Origin of the sequence: Cognatiyoonia sp. IB215182, from assembly GCF_033963905.1 — a bacterium.
Taxonomy (GTDB): Bacteria; Pseudomonadota; Alphaproteobacteria; order Rhodobacterales; family Rhodobacteraceae; genus Yoonia.
The window spans coordinates 343711-361076 of record NZ_JAXBMB010000001.1 but is presented as its reverse complement, the minus strand read 5'-3'; the positions used below and the strand labels follow the sequence as shown (position 1 = coordinate 361076).

The 17366-nt window shown below is 59.0% G+C and carries 24 protein-coding genes; 8 read left to right on the top strand and 16 right to left on the bottom strand.

Going from position 1 to position 17366, the window contains the following annotated elements; all coding sequences use genetic code 11:
* Positions 1-191 precede the first annotated feature (191 nt).
* Positions 192-923 carry a hypothetical protein gene (locus SLH47_RS01895; RefSeq protein WP_320237607.1) on the top strand — a complete coding sequence of 244 codons (732 nt, stop codon included), beginning with the start codon at positions 192-194 and terminating at the stop codon, positions 921-923.
* Positions 924-993: 70 nt separating this feature from the next.
* On the opposite strand, the gene SLH47_RS01890 is transcribed toward SLH47_RS01895, so the two are convergent.
* The 3 genes from SLH47_RS01890 to SLH47_RS01880 form a co-directional block, all read right to left on the bottom strand.
* A complete protein-coding gene (locus SLH47_RS01890; RefSeq protein WP_320237606.1) occupies positions 994-1248 on the bottom strand; it encodes a DUF6455 family protein in 255 nt (84 codons plus the stop codon).
* Between the two features lie 71 nt (positions 1249-1319).
* On the bottom strand, positions 1320-1850 hold the full coding sequence (locus tag SLH47_RS01885) for a hypothetical protein (RefSeq protein WP_320237604.1): 531 nt from the start codon (positions 1848-1850) through the stop codon (positions 1320-1322).
* Positions 1851-1925: 75 nt separating this feature from the next.
* The gene (locus SLH47_RS01880) at positions 1926-2285 is read right to left on the bottom strand and encodes a diacylglycerol kinase (RefSeq protein WP_320237602.1); all 360 of its coding nucleotides are present in this window, start codon (positions 2283-2285) and stop codon (positions 1926-1928) included.
* Between the two features lie 132 nt (positions 2286-2417).
* Here SLH47_RS01880 and trhA point away from each other — a divergent pair, with 132 nt between their 5' ends.
* Both trhA and SLH47_RS01870 read left to right on the top strand, forming a co-directional pair.
* Positions 2418-3056: a PAQR family membrane homeostasis protein TrhA gene (trhA, locus tag SLH47_RS01875; protein ID WP_320237601.1), complete on the top strand. Its 639-nt coding sequence runs from the start codon at positions 2418-2420 to the stop codon at positions 3054-3056.
* A gap of 139 nt (positions 3057-3195) precedes the next feature.
* Entirely contained in the window at positions 3196-3492 is a 297-nt protein-coding gene (locus tag SLH47_RS01870; protein WP_320237599.1) for a CBU_0592 family membrane protein, read from the top strand.
* 11 nt (positions 3493-3503) lie between these two features.
* On the opposite strand, the gene SLH47_RS01865 is transcribed toward SLH47_RS01870, so the two are convergent.
* A complete protein-coding gene (locus SLH47_RS01865) occupies positions 3504-4223 on the bottom strand; it encodes a M48 family metalloprotease (RefSeq protein ID WP_320237598.1) in 720 nt (239 codons plus the stop codon).
* Positions 4224-4326: 103 nt separating this feature from the next.
* Here SLH47_RS01865 and SLH47_RS01860 point away from each other — a divergent pair, with 103 nt between their 5' ends.
* Positions 4327-4566 (top strand): hypothetical protein, encoded by a 240-nt coding sequence (locus SLH47_RS01860; protein WP_320237596.1) that lies wholly within the window; start codon positions 4327-4329, stop codon positions 4564-4566.
* Here the strand turns inward: SLH47_RS01860 and SLH47_RS01855 are convergent.
* Genes SLH47_RS01855 through SLH47_RS01840 form a run of 4 tightly spaced genes read right to left on the bottom strand, consistent with a single transcriptional unit; the run spans position 4563 to position 6699 of the window.
* Positions 4563-5078: a DinB family protein gene (locus SLH47_RS01855; RefSeq protein WP_320237595.1), complete on the bottom strand. Its 516-nt coding sequence runs from the start codon at positions 5076-5078 to the stop codon at positions 4563-4565. The two genes, SLH47_RS01860 and SLH47_RS01855, sit on opposite strands and share 4 nt — an antisense overlap.
* Positions 5079-5122: 44 nt before the next feature.
* Positions 5123-5602, bottom strand: a complete 480-nt coding sequence (locus SLH47_RS01850) for a hypothetical protein (protein WP_320237593.1) — start codon at positions 5600-5602, stop codon at positions 5123-5125.
* Entirely contained in the window at positions 5583-6233 is a 651-nt protein-coding gene (locus tag SLH47_RS01845; RefSeq protein ID WP_320237592.1) for a CDGSH iron-sulfur domain-containing protein, read from the bottom strand. Before SLH47_RS01845 ends, SLH47_RS01850 begins: the two co-directional genes overlap by 20 nt.
* A 25-nt stretch (positions 6234-6258) precedes the next feature.
* The gene (locus tag SLH47_RS01840; RefSeq protein ID WP_320237591.1) at positions 6259-6699 is read right to left on the bottom strand and encodes a hypothetical protein; all 441 of its coding nucleotides are present in this window, start codon (positions 6697-6699) and stop codon (positions 6259-6261) included.
* Between the two features lie 73 nt (positions 6700-6772).
* Here SLH47_RS01840 and SLH47_RS01835 point away from each other — a divergent pair, with 73 nt between their 5' ends.
* The gene (locus SLH47_RS01835; RefSeq protein WP_320237590.1) at positions 6773-7216 is read left to right on the top strand and encodes a MarR family winged helix-turn-helix transcriptional regulator; all 444 of its coding nucleotides are present in this window, start codon (positions 6773-6775) and stop codon (positions 7214-7216) included.
* 17 nt (positions 7217-7233) lie between these two features.
* Here the strand turns inward: SLH47_RS01835 and SLH47_RS01830 are convergent, their stop codons facing one another.
* The 4 genes from SLH47_RS01830 to SLH47_RS01815 all read right to left on the bottom strand — a co-directional run bounded on the left by SLH47_RS01830 (position 7234) and on the right by SLH47_RS01815 (position 10348).
* Complete coding sequence (locus SLH47_RS01830) at positions 7234-7698, bottom strand: CAP domain-containing protein (protein ID WP_320237589.1); 465 nt, start codon at positions 7696-7698, stop codon at positions 7234-7236.
* Positions 7699-7765: 67 nt separating this feature from the next.
* Positions 7766-9103, bottom strand: a complete 1338-nt coding sequence (locus tag SLH47_RS01825; RefSeq protein WP_320237588.1) for an 8-oxoguanine deaminase — start codon at positions 9101-9103, stop codon at positions 7766-7768.
* Entirely contained in the window at positions 9096-9899 is an 804-nt protein-coding gene (locus tag SLH47_RS01820; protein ID WP_320237973.1) for an inositol monophosphatase family protein, read from the bottom strand. Before SLH47_RS01820 ends, SLH47_RS01825 begins: the two co-directional genes overlap by 8 nt.
* A 77-nt stretch (positions 9900-9976) precedes the next feature.
* On the bottom strand, positions 9977-10348 hold the full coding sequence (locus SLH47_RS01815; RefSeq protein WP_320237586.1) for a helix-turn-helix transcriptional regulator: 372 nt from the start codon (positions 10346-10348) through the stop codon (positions 9977-9979).
* A 272-nt stretch (positions 10349-10620) separates the two neighbouring features.
* Between SLH47_RS01815 and SLH47_RS01810 the strand changes: the two genes are divergently transcribed.
* A complete protein-coding gene (locus SLH47_RS01810) occupies positions 10621-11580 on the top strand; it encodes an NADPH:quinone oxidoreductase family protein (protein ID WP_320237585.1) in 960 nt (319 codons plus the stop codon).
* On the opposite strand, the gene SLH47_RS01805 is transcribed toward SLH47_RS01810, so the two are convergent.
* A complete protein-coding gene (locus SLH47_RS01805; RefSeq protein WP_320237584.1) occupies positions 11570-12448 on the bottom strand; it encodes a LysR family transcriptional regulator in 879 nt (292 codons plus the stop codon). The two genes, SLH47_RS01810 and SLH47_RS01805, sit on opposite strands and share 11 nt — an antisense overlap.
* 114 nt (positions 12449-12562) lie before the next feature.
* Here SLH47_RS01805 and SLH47_RS01800 point away from each other — a divergent pair, with 114 nt between their 5' ends.
* Both SLH47_RS01800 and SLH47_RS01795 read left to right on the top strand, forming a co-directional pair.
* Positions 12563-12787, top strand: a complete 225-nt coding sequence (locus SLH47_RS01800; protein WP_320237583.1) for a DUF1127 domain-containing protein — start codon at positions 12563-12565, stop codon at positions 12785-12787.
* Positions 12788-12951: 164 nt separating this feature from the next.
* Positions 12952-13689 carry a Bax inhibitor-1/YccA family protein gene (locus tag SLH47_RS01795; RefSeq protein ID WP_320237582.1) on the top strand — a complete coding sequence of 246 codons (738 nt, stop codon included), beginning with the start codon at positions 12952-12954 and terminating at the stop codon, positions 13687-13689.
* 169 nt (positions 13690-13858) lie between these two features.
* Here SLH47_RS01795 and SLH47_RS01790 read toward each other — a convergent pair whose 3' ends face one another.
* Genes SLH47_RS01790 through SLH47_RS01780 form a run of 3 tightly spaced genes read right to left on the bottom strand, consistent with a single transcriptional unit; the run spans position 13859 to position 17366 of the window.
* The gene (locus SLH47_RS01790) at positions 13859-15472 is read right to left on the bottom strand and encodes an ABC transporter ATP-binding protein (RefSeq protein ID WP_320237581.1); all 1614 of its coding nucleotides are present in this window, start codon (positions 15470-15472) and stop codon (positions 13859-13861) included.
* Positions 15469-16533 carry a hypothetical protein gene (locus SLH47_RS01785; RefSeq protein WP_320237580.1) on the bottom strand — a complete coding sequence of 355 codons (1065 nt, stop codon included), beginning with the start codon at positions 16531-16533 and terminating at the stop codon, positions 15469-15471. The genes SLH47_RS01790 and SLH47_RS01785 overlap by 4 nt, the downstream gene beginning before the upstream one ends.
* Complete coding sequence (locus tag SLH47_RS01780) at positions 16533-17366, bottom strand: alpha/beta hydrolase (RefSeq protein ID WP_320237579.1); 834 nt, start codon at positions 17364-17366, stop codon at positions 16533-16535. Before SLH47_RS01780 ends, SLH47_RS01785 begins: the two co-directional genes overlap by 1 nt.

Below are 17366 nucleotides of genomic sequence, written 5' to 3'. Positions count from 1 at the left end.
TTCAAGTCGATCATGCCGCAGCCGTCGCAATCGGTTCCGGCGCTGTTTCGGTGAAACCGCATATTTCAGTCAAAGGGACAACCTTCACGATCAAACTGACCGTGAATATTCCGACAAGTTCGGACACAAAGACATTTGTTTTATCGCATGCCAATCATTGGACCGACGAAAAGAGCTTTTTCTCGTGGCCAATGAAAACCGATGTACGGATAGCGGTGAACCGCAAGCGCCGGGTTGTCGAAGTGAATGTTGCGCCACCGGTCGGGCCCACAATCAACAGATCGTTCCCCTATAGTGCGTTGGAGATGCCCGGCGATTTTGCCAAATGGTCACCACATCAGAGCGCTGAATACGATCACATACAAGACCTGATCAGCAAATCCAAGCCGATTGGCAAAGACCCCGGCATGCAGGTTAATGAGGATGCCAAAGGTGTTGCGGAGCGCTGCGCGTTTTTGGGCGCGCCCGATTTCACGAAGAACGCAACCAATGCGCTCAAGACACATTCCGATGATGGATTGACGAATTCATCGGGCAGCAAAACTCTCTTTGCGCTGGGTCTGGTCGCGGATGCATCGATGAGCGTCGGGCTCAGCGCCAATGGCGGCTTTTGGTGGACCGATGATGGCGCCTGCGGCCTTTACGGCGGCGGCGGTGCGCAAATGGGAAGCGTCGTGGGCGCCAATCTGCAGGCGATCTACACAGTCGTGATTGCCCGTGGCGGCAAAAGCGCCATCGAGAATTTCCAGCAATACCACATTGCCCGGGGCATCATTGGCGAGGGTCCAACCGCAAGCTTTGCGCTTTTGGGTGACATCGCGGAACTGGAGATCTACGGCATGATGTATGGCGGCGGCATCGGGGGTGGCACCCCGGCGGGTGGATATGTCGGCGCATCCCGGCAGGCGCTTTTGGAGTTCTAAAGCAGATATCCTGTAACAATGAAGGGACGCTGCTTGCGACAGCGTCCCTCTTCTCTGCTTCTCGGGGCAATCAGGCTGATCGCAACCGCGCAAATGTCTCTCGGTTCACGCAATATTCCGGCGCCTCCTCCAAGGTCGGCATACGGCTGAGTTTCCGATCACATTTTTCGACCTGCGTGCAGCCACGGCAGCCATCAATCATGTCAGCATAGAACTCCGCATCGATCTCGCCCTCATCAAGCGCGGTCGACAAATCCACTTCGCAGGCTTTGGCCATTTTGATGACCCGCCAGAAATGGTCGCGTGGTTTTCCCAGGGTTTGCATGACGCGTCTCCTCGTGAGCAGATAGTGTCATCATACCAGGGACACGAAGGTAGTCTTTGCGCTAGATCAATTCAGTGCGCATAACCGATGCCTGTCTCGATGGATTGGGCAAGTGCCACCTCGGCCCATGTTCCGCGCCCGCCGCGCATCCGAATTTGCGTCAGTTGTGCCTGTGCCAGGGCCACCTCGCCCGCAGCGACATGGCCCTGCCCCATATATGACCTTGCCAGCAGGTTGTCCGGATCCGCCGCAAGCGCTGCCTCATAATAGGCCATACCAACTGCGACCCGTCCGGCCATACGATGGGCAAAGCCGTAATAGGTCAACGCAAGATCCGCATTAGGATCGTCCAACGTGTCCAGCACCCTGATGGCGGCCGCATATCGGCCCGCATAGGCCAGTTCGCGCACGTCATTCAAACGGGCATTGTCATCGTTCGTGCTGTCTTCTGGTGCGGTACAGCTTTGTGTCGCGATGTCCCAGACCTGCCCGTCGCTGCATGTCTTTGTCGTTTCCGAAGGTGCCGGCGGATCATAATCGTCACCCCCAACCCCCAAAGCAAAGGTTGGGGCCAGAACAAGGGCCAGGGCTGCAAAGCGCATCACACTCTCCGTCTTATCAACCTAGCGCAAAGCTAGTGCGTCGTTTGCGTGAAGAAAGCCGTTATCCGTGGCCATTCACACGATCAGCCCAATAAGGACACAGACCCAAGCCACGCCCACTGCAACAGCCGTGACCGCCACCGCGGCAGAGCCGCAATCCTTCGCCTGTTTGGCCGCCTCACGCCGTTCGGTGCTGATATCATCGACAATGCGCTCAATCGCCGTGTTCATGCACTCGGCAGCCAACACAATGATCCCGCCCATCAGCAACAGAGCCCGTTCACCAGCGCTCAGCGGCAATGCGAATGCAAGCACCGCAAAGGCCGCATTCGCAACCAGCCACTGTGCCAATGACCCCTCGGTGCGAACGACGTGGAGAAACCCCTCCCACGACCAGATGGCCCTTTGGCGCACGCGCATAAACTGTTGCCACATCACTGTTATCCTTCTGCCCTATCCTCACGATCAACGCAGCTTGGGGGATCACGGCAAGCCTGCCAAGTGACCTAACGAAACAATTGACCGAAGGTCACACAAGCTTAGCCTTTGAAGGGTATAGGAGCGTCCATGTACCCGGAATACGCAAGGTCTGAACGGATTGCCGATGGCACGGTGCATGCAATTGGCGTGATCGGCGCCATCGCGGGTGCCGTTGTCCTGATTGTGTGGAATGCAGGGATGGCAACGCCGGGACAGATCACCGCCATCTCCGTTTACGGCACGACGCTTATTGCAACATTTGTTGCCTCGGCTCTTTATCATTTCAGCCCGTCAGAGGCTTGGCGCCCCACATTTCGCCGCATCGATCACGCGGCGATCTACCTCAAGATCGCGGGCACATATACACCGCTCGTGGTCATGATCGGCAGTTGGTTTGCCTATGCGATCCTCTGCATTGTCTGGGGCATGGCGGTTTTGGGCATGGCGCTGAAACTGTTTTTCTGGCGTACACCCGGACGCTTGGACCCGATCCTTTATCTGGTGATGGGATGGTTCAGCCTTGCGCTGATTTGGTCGCTCTGGCCCGTTGTGCCAGGGCTGGCCATGGTGCTGATCGGCCTCGGTGGGCTTTTATACACGCTCGGGGTCATACCCTATTCGCTGGAAAGGCTGAAATTCGCCATGGCGATCTGGCACGGCTTTGTCGTAGCCGCCTCTGCCTGCTTCTTTGCCGCGATTTTCCTTGGGATGGCCGCAATTCTCTAGAGGTCAGGAAAGCCTGACCTGACAAACCGCGCATCCTGACCTAACGTCACTTTCATTATTTGGAAGAAGCCATTTCATTCAGGCAAAGAGTATGTCGCGGCGATTTTCGCGGCAGGTGAGTAAGCGTTTGGATAGTTCATTGAGCATATGGCAACCGGGGGTCGCTGACGCTATTGGCGTTGCAGGGTTTGGATTATATGTCCTCAACTATACCCTGCTGACCTTCCGGCGCATTCGGACCGAGTATGTCGTCTATTTCGTCATCAACGCCGCTGCGGCAAGCATGGTCCTGATCGGATTGTCGGCATCGTTCAACCTGGCATCTGCACTGATTCAGGTGTTCTGGCTGATCATTTCACTGACAGCAATTGTCATCCGGCTGCGCGGGCAAGCGCCGCCCGGTCGCCTACGCGCTCGACGTGACGCGCCACCATAAGGCGCTTTTCGCTAAAGCCCGGCGGCCACCTGCTGCACTGTCCGCAAACGGTCCGCATTTGGCGGATGCGTGCCCAGAAACCGGTTGCCGGGATCGGGGATACGGAAGAAGAACTGGGCGCCGCGCAGCGGGTCATACCCCGCCTCGGCAGTGATCCTGGTGCCTAACGCATCAGCCTCCAACTCGAAGTTCTTTGAATAGCTGCGCGCACCCACCGTGGCGCCAACCTCTTGCAAACGGTCGGCACTGCTCGCATCAACGCCGATTGCTGTCGCCGCAATCCCGCCCAGCAAGCCGCCCAGGATCGCGTTGCTTTGTGAACGGGGGATATGGCCTGCGATGTGGTGCGCCGCCTCATGGGCAAAGACAAAGGCGATCTCGTCCTGGTTTCGTGCCTCCGCAATCAAGGGCACGTTGAACCCGATGATCGGGCGGCCATCTTCATCGAGCGTCTGAAATGCATTCGGACCCGGCGCAGGGCGCTCATCCACGACGATCTTGAAGTCGCAGTTCAGATTGGGCGCCTCTCTGCGGCAATACCGCTCGGCCACAGGTTCCATCCGCCGGACCACGGCATTGAAATTGTTCATCGCCTGCCGGCTTGAAAGCCTCGGGCCTGCGGGCACTTGCTCAAGCGGGGCAATCTCGGGCCCGGAATCCACCGGGACAGGCGCATCACATGCCGCCAGAAGGGCCAGCGCCAACGCACAGGTCACAGACACAATCCGCATTCAACACTCCATGACGTCCAAATTGCCGATGCACCATATCATCTGGCCAAAATGGGGCCAGCCCCTGATTGCACCTGTGGCGGGGCGTCGCTAGGCTACTGATATGTTTACCATTGAACACGACTATGATGCGACAGTGATCACCCTTGTTGATGAGGGCAAAGCCCCGTTGAAAGAGGACGTGATCATCAACGGGTTCGACGATTGCATCACCCTGACGCAATACGATCCGCGCATCGACGATGTGGTGCGGATCACGTTGTCCTTCAGTCAGGTGCGCGATCTGGAGGCGGCGCTGGACCTGCCGGAAGGCATTTATCAGCTCCGCAAGAAAGAGCCCTAGGCTGTATCCAATATCAGCAGCATTTGCAGATCAGTCGGTTCAGGCGTGGCCCCCGCTGCTGTCAGCATGGCGTGGATCTGGCCGCGATGATGGGTCTGATGATTGAACATGTGGGCCAGATTGAACCCCAGATTGGTCTCAACCTCTTCATTGCCACGGCGCCACGGCACGGCGCGCTCAATGTCAGCCGGGGTTAGTGCATCGGTGAATGACAGGATGACGTCATCAAGTGCCGCGCGTTCGGCCATGAATTGCGACCAGTCGCGCGGTGCGTCGGTATAGGGGTGGCGCGCATTGATCTGCGCCTCGATTTCTCGGTCACCACGCAGGCGCGCCAGCCAGATACGATCATCCCAGAGCACATGGTTCAATGTCTCCGCAATTGAGCCAAAGAATGCACCCCGATCCTGCCAGCGCGCCGCGCCGGACAATCCATCAGCCGCCGCAACTAGCGAGCGGTTTTGCCAGTGATTGTAGCGCGCCATCATACGGGCGAATTCCAAGGTGATCATCGCAGGCTCCGGTTTTGCCCGACCAATATCTAAGCCCCGTGCGGCTAATGCGCCACAAACTTGAGCAAGCTGACCAATCCTGCAATCCCACCCGTCACGGCAACGCCGACAGCCATGCCGAACATGGTGCCACTGACGCGCCACCCGATCCGCGCGCCGAAATAGGCCAGCAGCCCGAAAACCAGGATCTGCGCCAGAAGGAGCGCCATATCACCGCTGATAAGGCCTGCCGCCGCCAGCGCAAAGGCCAGCGTCGGCCCATTTGCCGCGATCAGAACCGTTTGCGCGTGCTGCCAAACCTCTCCGATGTCCGACCAGTTGGAAGACTGGCCCGATTGCAGGACCCGCTCACAGATTTCGGCAAAAGCCTTGGCGAGTGCGACTGCAAACACCGCAAGAAACAGCATGATCGCCTGCCGCCCCGGATGTTCAATAGGCGGATGCGCCGCCATCAGCAGGGACAGAACGGTTATGGAGCCATAGACTACGCCAAACGCGGCCTGATCAATCTGCCGGGTTGTCATCCGACCAATTTTCGTCGTGATGGGTCCCATCGCAAAACGGTTTGTTTTTCGACAACCCACACCGGCAAAGCGTGTACTTCGCGCGGCTGGCGCCTGCACCGTTGAAGTCTGCTTCCAGCGGCACATTGGTGATGCGATAGGGTCCGTCTTTCTCGACCACTATGGCCACGTCCCCGGTCGTCATATGCTGTTCCGGCACATCCCCCACCGCGACCCGCAAAGCGCCTGACGGGCAAGCGGCGATCACGTCAAGTATCTCGGCCAGCTTCCCGTTTTCGGGTTGGATCCAAGGTTTTGCAGACGGGTCAAAGACAGCTTTGGCCCGGGCCTGACACTCTGCAGCATGGGTGCACAGAACCGGTGTGTAGCTTATGGTGACCGTGGTTCCATCAACCTCACCTGAATAGGGGACCGGAGCATTTCGCAACCGGCTGCGATCAGGTTCACTGGAAAATCCGATCTTGTTATGGGTGCCATCGCAAAACGGTTTGTTTGATGACGCACCACACCGACACAAGGCCAGTCGCGATCTCCCCTCACCTTCCACATCATATGCGCCGGTCAGATTAGGCGGGTTTTCGACAATCAGCGGGCCGTTTTCTGCAGGCGTGATCTTGGGAGAACCCGTCATTGCACCAATCCAATCGGGTTGAAGGTTACTCAGAGCTCCTGTGCGACAACCATACCCAGAAACTCAGCAGAATTGCACTGCCTGAAACGAAGGTCATGATCGTTCCGGGGAAGAAGTTCACATAGCCGGGCAGATCAACAAACAAGAGATATCCCACGTCCGCCAGGCCACCAACCATGCCTGTGACCCAGATGGCCGTCATGTTCCGCCGCCAAACAAAGACGCCGCCGATGATCGTTGCGATACCGAACCAGCCCAAATTCCAACCATGCTGGTTCAGGATGCCGCCCACGGCGGGATGATATTCTGCCGTCAAGGCTTCGGCGTCCACCGCGTCAGCAATGGCGGAAAAGCCACCTGAGGCATCGCTCATCAGCACAATGACACCGGCAAGAAGGTGGACGAGCCCCCAGATGACCCACAATATCGCGGCGATCTTGAGGGCGTTGATTTGGGCATCTCCCATGTCGCATCTCCTCTGGAATGTTTGCAGCCAAAGGTGGCGTCAGCTACCTTTGCGCTCTCGGATAAGACGAAAAGTGGACATAGTCAACAAATTGAGCGAAATGCAGGATACTGAACTCGCACTTGTCATCGACCGTTTCATGCGGCGGATCCATTTCGGCCTGCAAAAGCGCGCGCCCGATTTTGATCGCAAGGCGGTGGGGCCAGGCGGTGGCATTGTTTTGATGACGCTGGCAGACATGGGATGCACGAGCATGCATGCGCTGACGGATCGCGTCGCAAGGGACAAATCGCAAATGACCCGGACGATCCGGTCGCTAGAGACCAAGGGCCTCGTCAAACGCGAGAATTCTCAGGCGGATGGGCGCGTCAGCCTTGTGTCGCTGACCGCTGAGGGTCATGTGGTCGTCGGAGAGTTGATGGAGACAGTCGCCGAGGTCGTGAACGAAATCCTTGAGCCGATTTCGGCGGACGAAAAGCAAACGCTCAAGAAACTCTTTGATCGGATCGATTGCTAAGTCTGCGCGACAACGTTCTAACAGTCACTTGAGAAAAGCAGCACCCAAGTATTCCCGCTCCGCCCTAGCCCGTATTCGGTGTAACGCGCCCCCAGCATGTTCCGGCGATGACCCGTCGAGTTTTGCCAACTGGCAAAGACGGCCGCCTCTGACGTTTGTCCTTGCGCGATGTTCTCAGCGCTTGCACCAGGTTGGCATCCACTCGCCGCCATCCGCTCTGTCATCGTATTGCCATGCGGCCCGCCCGGCGATTGGTGCGAGAAATATCCCCGGGTCCGCATATCCTCGGCGTGGCGCTGCGCGGCCTGCCGCAGCTTGGGGTCAGGCACAACGGCGCCCCTGCCCTGCGCCGCGCGGAACGTATTCAGGTCGGTTGCAAAATCGCCCGTAGGTCCCATCGGATCAGACATCTGCGTTGTCGCAGGCGCCGTCTCACAGCCGGCCAGCGCGCAAAAGGCCAAAGCGGCAATTGATCTTTTCATGCGGGGCTCCATCCATCATTTCACGCAGCTTACGCGACAATGGCCGAAGGGGAAGGTCACGCCCGCCTCAATGGGCAAGACCTTGCGCAAGCGTGTTCTGCCGGGCGATCACCTTTGGTATATCAAGCGTCTGCAATCGACCATCGCGCACGATCTGCCGCCCTTCGACAAACAGATCACGTACCTTCTGAGGACCCGCCAAAAGAAGCGCCGCAGGATCCCAGGACCCCGCGTTTTCAATGGTTTGCGCATCCCAAATAGCAATGTCCGCGCGTTTGCCTACCGCAATCTGTCCACAATCGTCACGGCCCAGAACAGCCGCACCACCCCGCGTCGCAATCTCCAGCGCTTCGCGCGCCGACATCGCATCGGCCCCCAGCGCTACACGCTGCAACAACATCGCCTGACGCGCTTCGGCTGCGAGATTGCCGCTATCATTACTGGCAGATCCATCGACACCGAGCCCCACGCGAACGCCTGCATCGCGCATGGCCCGCACAGGTGCGATGCCCGACCCCAACCTGCAATTCGAACAGGGGCAATGGGCCACCCCGGTCTGGCTGCGTGCGAAAAGGTCGATCTCTTTTCTATCCAGCTTCACGCAATGGGCATGCCAGACGTCATTGCCAGTCCAACCGAGGTCTTCGGCATATTGGCCGGGCCTGCAGCCGAATTTCTCCAGCGAATAGGCCACATCTTCATCATTCTCGGCCAGATGCGTGTGCAGCATCACGCCCTTGTCGCGCGCGAGGATCGCCGCATCCCGCATCAGATCGCGGCTGACCGAAAACGGGCTGCAAGGCGCGACGCCCACGCGGATCATCGCGCCCGGCGATGGGTCATGATGGGCGTCGATGACCCGAATGCAATCCTCCAAAATTGCCGCCTCGTCTTCGACCAGCGCGTCAGGCGGCAAGCCACCATCGCTTTCGCCGATGCTCATCGCACCCCGCGTGGCGTGAAAGCGCAGGCCAATCTCCTGCGCGGCGGCGATAGTATCATCCAGCCTTGCGCCGTTGGGGTAAAGATAAAGGTGGTCCGAGGTCAGCGTGCAGCCGGACAGCACCAGTTCCGCAAGTCCGATTTGTGCCGAAACGAACATCTCTTCCGGGCCAAAGCGCGCCCAGATCGGATAAAGCCGCTGCAGCCACCCGAAAAGCAGCGCGTCCTGCGCGCCGGGGACCGCGCGGGTCAAAGTCTGGTAAAGGTGGTGATGCGTGTTGACGAGGCCGGGTGTCACAATGGCGGTGCCGGCCTCCACAACCTCGGCATTGGGCGCCAAGATATGCGGACCAATATCAGCGATGACCCCGTCTTTGAGAAGGATGCGCGTGTCTTGCAACTCCGTTCGCGCGTCGTCCATTGTCAGAACGTGGCGTGCGTTGCGGATCAGGATATCAGGCACCCAGCGTCTCTTTCAGGATAGCCATTGCCGCGGAGTGCAATTCCGGCGTTGCCGCAGCAAGCGCGCGACCCCCGTCATGAACCGGGCCACCCTCCCAATCCGTCACAATCCCGCCCGCGGCGTGGATCACGGCGATCGGGGCCTGAATGTCATAGGCATTCAGCCCGGCCTCAATCACAAGATCGACCTGGCCTGCCGCCAAAAGCGCGTAGCCGTAACAATCCATACCATACCGCGTCAGTTTCGCGCGGCCCGCGACGGCGTGAAAGGCACGGCCCTCATCGGCGGTGCCAACTTCGGGAAAAGTCGTCAGCACCGTCGCCTCTGAAAGGGCCCGACTTTGCCGCGCGGCAAGTGGGCGGGTACCGTTAGGACCAGTCCACTCCGCCACCCCAAAGCCACCGGCAAATCGTTCGCCAATATAGGGTTGGTCAATGAGGCCGAAGAGCGGTCCGGCTTCATCCGCAACTGAAATCAGAACACCCCAGGTAGGTGTGCCGCTGATATAGCCCCGCGTCCCATCGATGGGATCGAGCACCCATGTCAGGCCAGTTGTGCCAGGTTCGGCGCCAAACTCCTCACCCAGGATCGCGTCGTCCGGACGTTCTTTGGCAAGAACGGCGCGCATCGCCTCCTCAGCAGCGCGATCTGCGACCGTCACGGGATCATAGCCCCCACCCCCTTTGTCATCAGGGGCGAGCGTTGCGCTGCGAAAATGCTGTAAAGTCTCGGGCCGCGCGGCGTCCGCCATCATGTGGGCCACGCGGATCAGATCAGCCTTTACGGCGTCGTTCATCACCATTGCTTGTATCCTCTTCTGCGCCGCCGCTTATCTTCGCGCTAAGCGGCGCAGTTCGGATGGTCAAGCCCGGATCAGGCAGCCTCGCTCAGAACGCGGGCCAGATCGAACAGGCGGCGACGCTGATTTTCTGGGATTGCATAGTAAGACCGCAACAACTCAAGCGCCTCTTTATCCGTCAGGATGTCGCCGGGCATGTCACTGTCGCTTTGATCTGCGGGGGGCTGCGTATCCAGACCTTCGAAGAAGAACGACACAGGCACATTCAGAACCTTGGCGATATCCCAAAGGCGGGAGGCGCTGACGCGGTTCATGCCCGTTTCATACTTTTGGATTTGCTGGAACTTGATCCCCACATTTTCAGCCAACTGCTGCTGCGTGGTTCCGCTCATCCAACGGCGATGGCGGATACGCTTGCCTACATGAACGTCGACTGGATGTTTCATATTACTCTTTCCTTAGTTTGGAAGCTCACGGCAAGTGTGACGCCGGCGCTGGTTGCAAAACTGCTTACGCGATACACGTGCGTCATTTCTTGCCACACCCCGCGTGCATGACACTATTCCTACATAACACGCAACGGTTGCAGCCGCTGACCTGAACTTAAGGATAGGTTCGCAGCGCAACTTTTCGCGGGACGCCCAAAAAGCAGCCCTTTCGCCGTGACTAACGATATGATGATAAAGGTTAACAAATTCATACCAAAAGGAATCCCCTGATGCGCGCCTTTCAAGTGCAGTCATTTAACGCTGATCCGGCAATCGTCGATGCCGCACAACCTGAACCACAACGCGGCGAAGTTGTGTTGGACATTCTGGCATGCGGGCTGAACTTCGCCGATCTGTTAATGGCGCAGGGCAAGTACCAGGATACGCCGGAACCGCCCTTCACCCTCGGCATGGAGGTTTGCGGCACCGTGATCGCCCATGGACCAGATGTGAGCACACCTGCAATCGGTACCAAAGTGGCCGTCTTCGGGGGGCAAGGTGGGATGGCCGATCAAGGTGTTTTTCCAGCCGCCTTGTGCCGACCAGTTCCGGAGAATATGGCGCCTGAAGTCGCCGCAGGCTTTATGGTAGCGTACGGGACATCGCATCTATCCCTTGCGCGGCGCGCGCAATTGAAAGCAGGTGAAACGCTCCTTGTGTTGGGGGCCGCTGGCGGTGTGGGACTGACAGCTGTCGAAATTGGCAAGGCGCTCGGGGCGACGGTGATTGCCGTGGCACGGGGGGCGGACAAACTGGCCGTTGCCAAGGCCGCAGGCGCCGATCATCTGATCGACAGCGACAACGATGACATCAAGGCGAAGGTCAAAGAGCTTGGCGGCGCCGATGTCGTCTATGACCCGGTTGGTGGTGACGCGTTCAAGGCGGCCCTCGGCGCCTGCAACCGGGAGGCACGGGTGATCGTGATCGGCTTTGCCAGCGGTAACGTCCCGCAGATCCCGGCCAATATCCTTTTGGTCAAGAACATCACAATCATGGGATTTTACTGGGGTGGCTATCTGAAGTTCAATGCGACCGCACTAACCGACAGCCTGTCCGAACTGATGCAATGGTACGCAGATGGCCGCCTGAAGCCGCATGTCAGCCATGTCATCCCGCTTGATCAGGCGGCGAAGGCACTGGAACTTATGCGCAGCCGCAAATCGACCGGCAAGGTGGTCGTCACCCCATAGCAACGGCGCGCAGGGGCGGCGGGCTGACATAGGTCTGCCGCACAATCTCGGCCAGCGCCGCACTGACAGCGTCGTCTTGGTTCAGCTGGTACATGTTGATCTTCTGCGACGGCAAGGGCGGCAAGACGCCACCGTGATGGATGACTTCCGTGTGGCGCGGCAGGCATCCTTCGAGCGCCACATGCACACCCAAATCGGCACTCACGGCCGCCTCAACGGCGTTGTCGAGCTCCGATTCGACGGCCATTTCCCAATGGACGTCATGGGTGTTCAACGCCTGCAGAACCCCGCTGCGGAAGATGCAATTGCTGCAAAACGCGATGGGAAGTGGGTTACGACGCCAGGCCGAACCGCCAATGGCACCTATCCATAAAAGCGGCAATTCCACCAGCACCTGACCGCCCGGACCGCTACGTTCTTCTGTTGTCAGGATAAGATCAATCTCACCCCGGCCCAACATGTTCAAAAGCCGCCGCGTCGGGGCTGAGACCAGCTTCACCTGCATGCGCGGGAAATCCGCCGCAAAGCGCCGCAAAGCCTGCGGTACCCACGGATAGATGATGTCATGCGGCACGCCCAGTTTGATCTCGCCCTCGTATTCGGTGGCGGTCAAGCGGCTCAGCGCCTCGTCATTGACCGACAGGATCTTGCGCGCATAGCCTAGCAATTGCTCACCCGCCGGGGTCAGCCCAATGGTGCGGGCGCTACGGTCAAGCAGCGAAAGGTCAAGCGACTCCTCCAGCCGTTTCAATTGCATCGACACCGCCGATTGCGTGAGGTTCAGCACGCCTGCTGCCCGCGTGACCCCACCCATTTCAGCCACGGTCACAAAGGACCGAAGCGCCGTCATATCCAGATTTCGCAACATATCACGTTCCCTGATACTTAAAATCTCAATCATTCATTTTCATTATGCACTTCGCTGCTCTACATATCAAGCATCAAGATGATTCAAGACAAACATATCACGAAAGGACAGGTTATGACTGTTACTGTCACGCATACACGCGCCACTTGCGCAACCACGACCAAGACACCTCGCGGCCTGTTGGCCCGCGTCGTCGGCATGATCGCCGTCCGTCGGCAACGCAACGCATTGAAAAGCCTTGATGATCACTTGCTGCGCGACATCGGCCTGACCCGCGACGAAGCCCGGATCGAGGCGGAAAAGCCGCTTTGGGACGCGCCACAATACTGGTCAAAATGATCCCGTTTCGGGCCATAAAGACGACCGCCTGCGACATTCCCGCCCAAAACAATCGGAAATGTGGCATTTGAGCGATGAAAGGCTTGAAAAAACAGGGGCGCACGCCAATATCAGCACCCAAGGATGCCGATATGCGGCGCCGCTGTTTTTAACTGGAGGTTTACATGGCTCAAAATGAGGCAATCAGAACGGTCGGCGGGGTCCGCGCGGCCGCAATCGACGAGGGTCTGCGCGCTCATATGAACAAGGTCTACGGCATCATGTCCGTAGGTATGCTTGTCACATTCGGTGTGGCATGGGCAGTTGGTACTGCACCTGCCCTGCTCGCGATCTTCCGTGATCCGATCACTCTTCAGCCCAATATCCTTGGCTGGATCGTGATGTTCGCACCGCTGGCAATGATCTTTGGCTTTGGCGCCATGATCAACCGGTTCTCTGCCGCAGCAGCGCAGACGTTCTTTTACGTGTTCGCCGCTGTCATGGGTCTTTCCATGGCCTGGATCTTCGTGGCCTTCACCGGATTCTCGATCGCACAGGTCTTCCTGATAACATCGATCGCCTTCGCCGGTCTTAGTCTTTATGGCTACACGACCAAAAAGGACATCTCGGGTTGGGGCGCGTTCCTGATCATGGGTGTGATCGGCCTGATCGTGGCAATGATCGTGAACCTCTTCCTGCAATCGCCAGCGATCATGTTCGCGATCTCCATCTTGGGTGTTCTGATCTTCGCTGGTTTGACGGCTTATGACACGCAAAAGATCAAGAACGACTACATTGCACATGCTGCGCATGGCGATCAGGAATGGTTGGCAAAGTCCGCGATCATGGGTGCTTTGAACCTGTATCTGGACTTCATCAACATGTTCATGTTCCTGCTGCAGCTTTTGGGCAACCGAGAATAGCTTTCTCGCCAATCGAGCTTATCGAAAGCCCCGCCCAACGATGTGTTAGGCGGGGCTTTTTTGTCACCGCAGTGGATCCCCCTCCGCGCAAAGCTTCCGAGCCATCAATCATCCCTCCTGTGACGCGCAAACGTTGGATCCGTCTCAGAAGTTTCAGGCGATCTCCCGTTCAAGCTGCACTCGCCGCACCTAGCGAAAGCGGCGCTTCGCTCTTTTTCAGGAATAGTGGGGGATGCATGAATTGTTGCGCAGCAGTCTCCGCCGCAACTATGAGTGCGGCCGTTCCACATTGATCGAAATGATCGACCAAAAGTGTCAGGTCGTCGCCACCCAAGCCAATCTCATCCGCGTCCACCAGAGCCAGTTGCGCGCGCGCAATCAGGCCACGGGCCAGATAAAGGCGCGTGTGTTCGGTCGCAGTCAGATTGCGCGCCCCTTCGGACACCCGGGCGTCAAGGCCGCCCAGGCGCGCGGCCAGATCAGACAGGCCCGCCAGGTCGATGATTGCATTAAGTTCGTCATCCTGCGCCGTCCTGCCTGTCCCCAGCATCAGTGCACGGCGAAGAGAGCCTTTAAGCATCGGTGCCTTGGGCCCAAGGTAAAGGATCGCACCGCTTGCCAAGGCGGCAGGATTAGCTCCCAATACCCGCACCCTGCCCTCTGGCGGGGCACCTTCCAGCCCAGCAAGTGTCAGAAGCAGGCGGCTTTTGCCGCAACTCGGAGGACCGGATACGCGCCGCACCAGGCCCCGCTCCAGCGTCAGATTGATCTGCGCCAGGCCCGGAAGACACAGTCCATCAAGATGGACTGCGGGCGCATGCGGATCGGGTGTCACCTTCGCCAAGGTCGGAAGGCGCGGGCTGGCGAGTGCGGCGTCAAGCTTGGCGCTCGCAACGGCATAGGCCTTCTGGCGGTCACGTACATCGGCAAGATGGCGCAAGGGCCAGACAATTAACGCAAGCGCCGTCAAGGCCGCTACCGCGTCCGCAACGCCAAGGTTGAGGTTCAGACAAACCCAAAGGCACAGCGCACCGGCGGCGCCGGCTGCGGCATCCGGCATGGCACGCACGGATTCGGCCAGCCAGGCACGCCGGACCGCTGCGCGGATGATGCCTTGTGATTTGCTGTCGAGCACGCGCAATTCGGTTTTAACCCGCCCAGACCGACGCAGCACGATCCCTTGTGGTAACCGCTCTGCCATCGCGGCGGCAAGCCTCGCGCGTTTGCTGCGCAGGTCTGCATGGGCCTCACCCAAGGGATTGCCCAGCCAATAGATGGCCGCCATCACAAGGCCAATGGGCCCGGCAGCCACCAGCGCCAGGCGCGGCTCCAGCAAAAAGAGAATGAGAAAGGCCGCCGGTATGGTGACACAGGCCGAGATGAGCCGCGTCAACCCACGCGCGACCCAGCCCTTGAACGCGGTCAGGTCGCCGACAAATCGCAGCGCGGTCGCACCCGCACGCCGCTCGGCCATCGCGCTCAGTGGAATTTTAGTCATGTGCAGAAACAGGTTACGCCGAATGGCGGCGGCATAGCTTTGGCCCGTCCGCTCACCCAAGGCACCTTCGGCTGACCGCAGCGCAAAGATGGCCAGCCCCGAGATGGCAATGGCTGCTAGCGCCTGCATCGGTATGGTGCTTTCATCCGTCCGCAATGCGCCGATGACGTCGCGCGTCGCGAAGGCGGTCACCACCATCGTGACCGCCTGCCCGAGCGCCAGAACAACAAGCCCAAGCATGCCGATCCAACGCTTGTCGCCCGTTATTGCAGGCCTCCGGCTCATGCCGCACCTTCCCGCTTGGTATCGGCGAGCATCCCGCTCAGGCACAATGCAGTTGCTGGGTCTGCGAGTGTCTCGCGCGAGAAGACGGGCAGGCCCAGATGTTCCGCCTCGGCGACCGCAAGCGGGGCTTGCGTCATCAGACCGGACAGCGCAATCGGCGCAATCTGGGCCTCAGACGAAAGCCACTGCAACGCGCCGCGTGCCGCAAGCGCGCCGGGCGCGGCCAGCACAAAGGCATCGAAGATACCACGGTAGCCAGGGCGTCGCAAAAGCTCGGCCGTTTCCACTTGGCTGACACCATCGGCGAGTTCAACGATAGCGATGTCGCAATCCGCCGCAGCGGTCATGAGCGTTCGTGTCGCGTCTTCGAGGCGATTGACCGGCTGCAGGTAGGTCGAAGCCAGGCCGGCATCGGTGAAGTCCAACACCTTTGCGGCACCTGCCGCTTCATAATGGTGGACATCCCCAAAGGACCCTGTACCCGTCGCCTTGATCGCGGCCACCTTATGGCCCGACCGAACGAAACCATTGACCAGCCCGGCGGCGGCAGCGGTTTTACCAGCGTTCATTCCAGTGCCCAGAACACCGATCACGCGCCCCGGACGTGGACCTTGCACTGAGCCAAACGCAGCGTCCGCGAGGTTGATCACGCGACCCTCGCTATCCGCGAGGCGTCCAATGACCGAAAGGCGCGTCGGGCGATTGACCTTACCATTGCGTGCACGCATGTGACCCACGACGCCCCCACCCGCCAACAAATCGGCGCCGTTGGCTGACAAAGCGGCGATCCCTTCAAACTGATCCTCGGCAAACCGGTCACCGCAGGCCAAAACCACACGATCTTTGGCAAACAGGATGGAAAACCGACCGTCGTGCAACTGCAATCGCTTGTGACTGCCGATACCCTGCACCTCGGCCAGCACCAGATCACCTGTCTTGGCTGTGCCGAGATCATGATTGAGCAATTTGATGTCCGACCGACAGACCCGCCGGGTCACAAAGCTCCACTTGGCGCCTGCCAGAAATGGCGCGGCCGACGTATTGATGTCAACGATATGCATTATGCAACCTCCTCAAGTTGACGCTGCCCAAAAGTAGGGCATGCTGTTGATTTCTCTGAAAAAACTGGGACGAAGGCTGAAGCAAGCCCCCCGTTCGCGACACAATCCGCAAAGCCGTGTCCGCAATTGTCCATCAACCGGAAGCGGATGTTGGGCCGGATGCGCTCCTGTCGCGCAGCGCGCTTTATTGCCGCCGTCCAATTACGTGCACGTTGCACCCTGTTTGGACCCTGTTGGGACATGATGTCAGGGTCCTGGCGCAGGTTCTTATCTTGCGTGACATCAAGATCACCGACCATAACGACGATCTTTCGCGCCAGAAACCGCCTCAGGTTCGTGCGCAAACGGAAGGCGAGAGAGTTTCCGCCAAAGCGTTCCTTGGCGACACCTAAAGGATAGGACCCGCGCGTGTCCGGGAAGGTCCACCAACCAGGCGCCACGATGCACAGCTGCCCGATATGTTGGGGGTAAAGCCAGGTGAAACGATGGGCGAACTGCGCGCCACCCGAAAAACCGGAAATGTCCGGCGGGGCCGCGCCAATCCAACCCTCATCTCGCAGGACCCGCAACAACGCAAGGAGCGCCCAATCGGACCGCTTCTTGCACGCGGCGCGCTGATAGTGTGGCCACGAGTTGCGGTCGAAAACCGGCAGGATGATGGTGCGGCCTGTGACATCTGCCTGCCGCGCAAGCAAGTCGGCCATAAGCTCAACTTCGCGGTTCAGCCCGTGGATCGCCAGAACTGGCGGCGCTTTTGCGCTTGTCTCAGGTCGGATCAGCCAGGTTGAGGGGAGAACACCGGGAACACCCGGTCGGAAATGCATCTGTGCCAT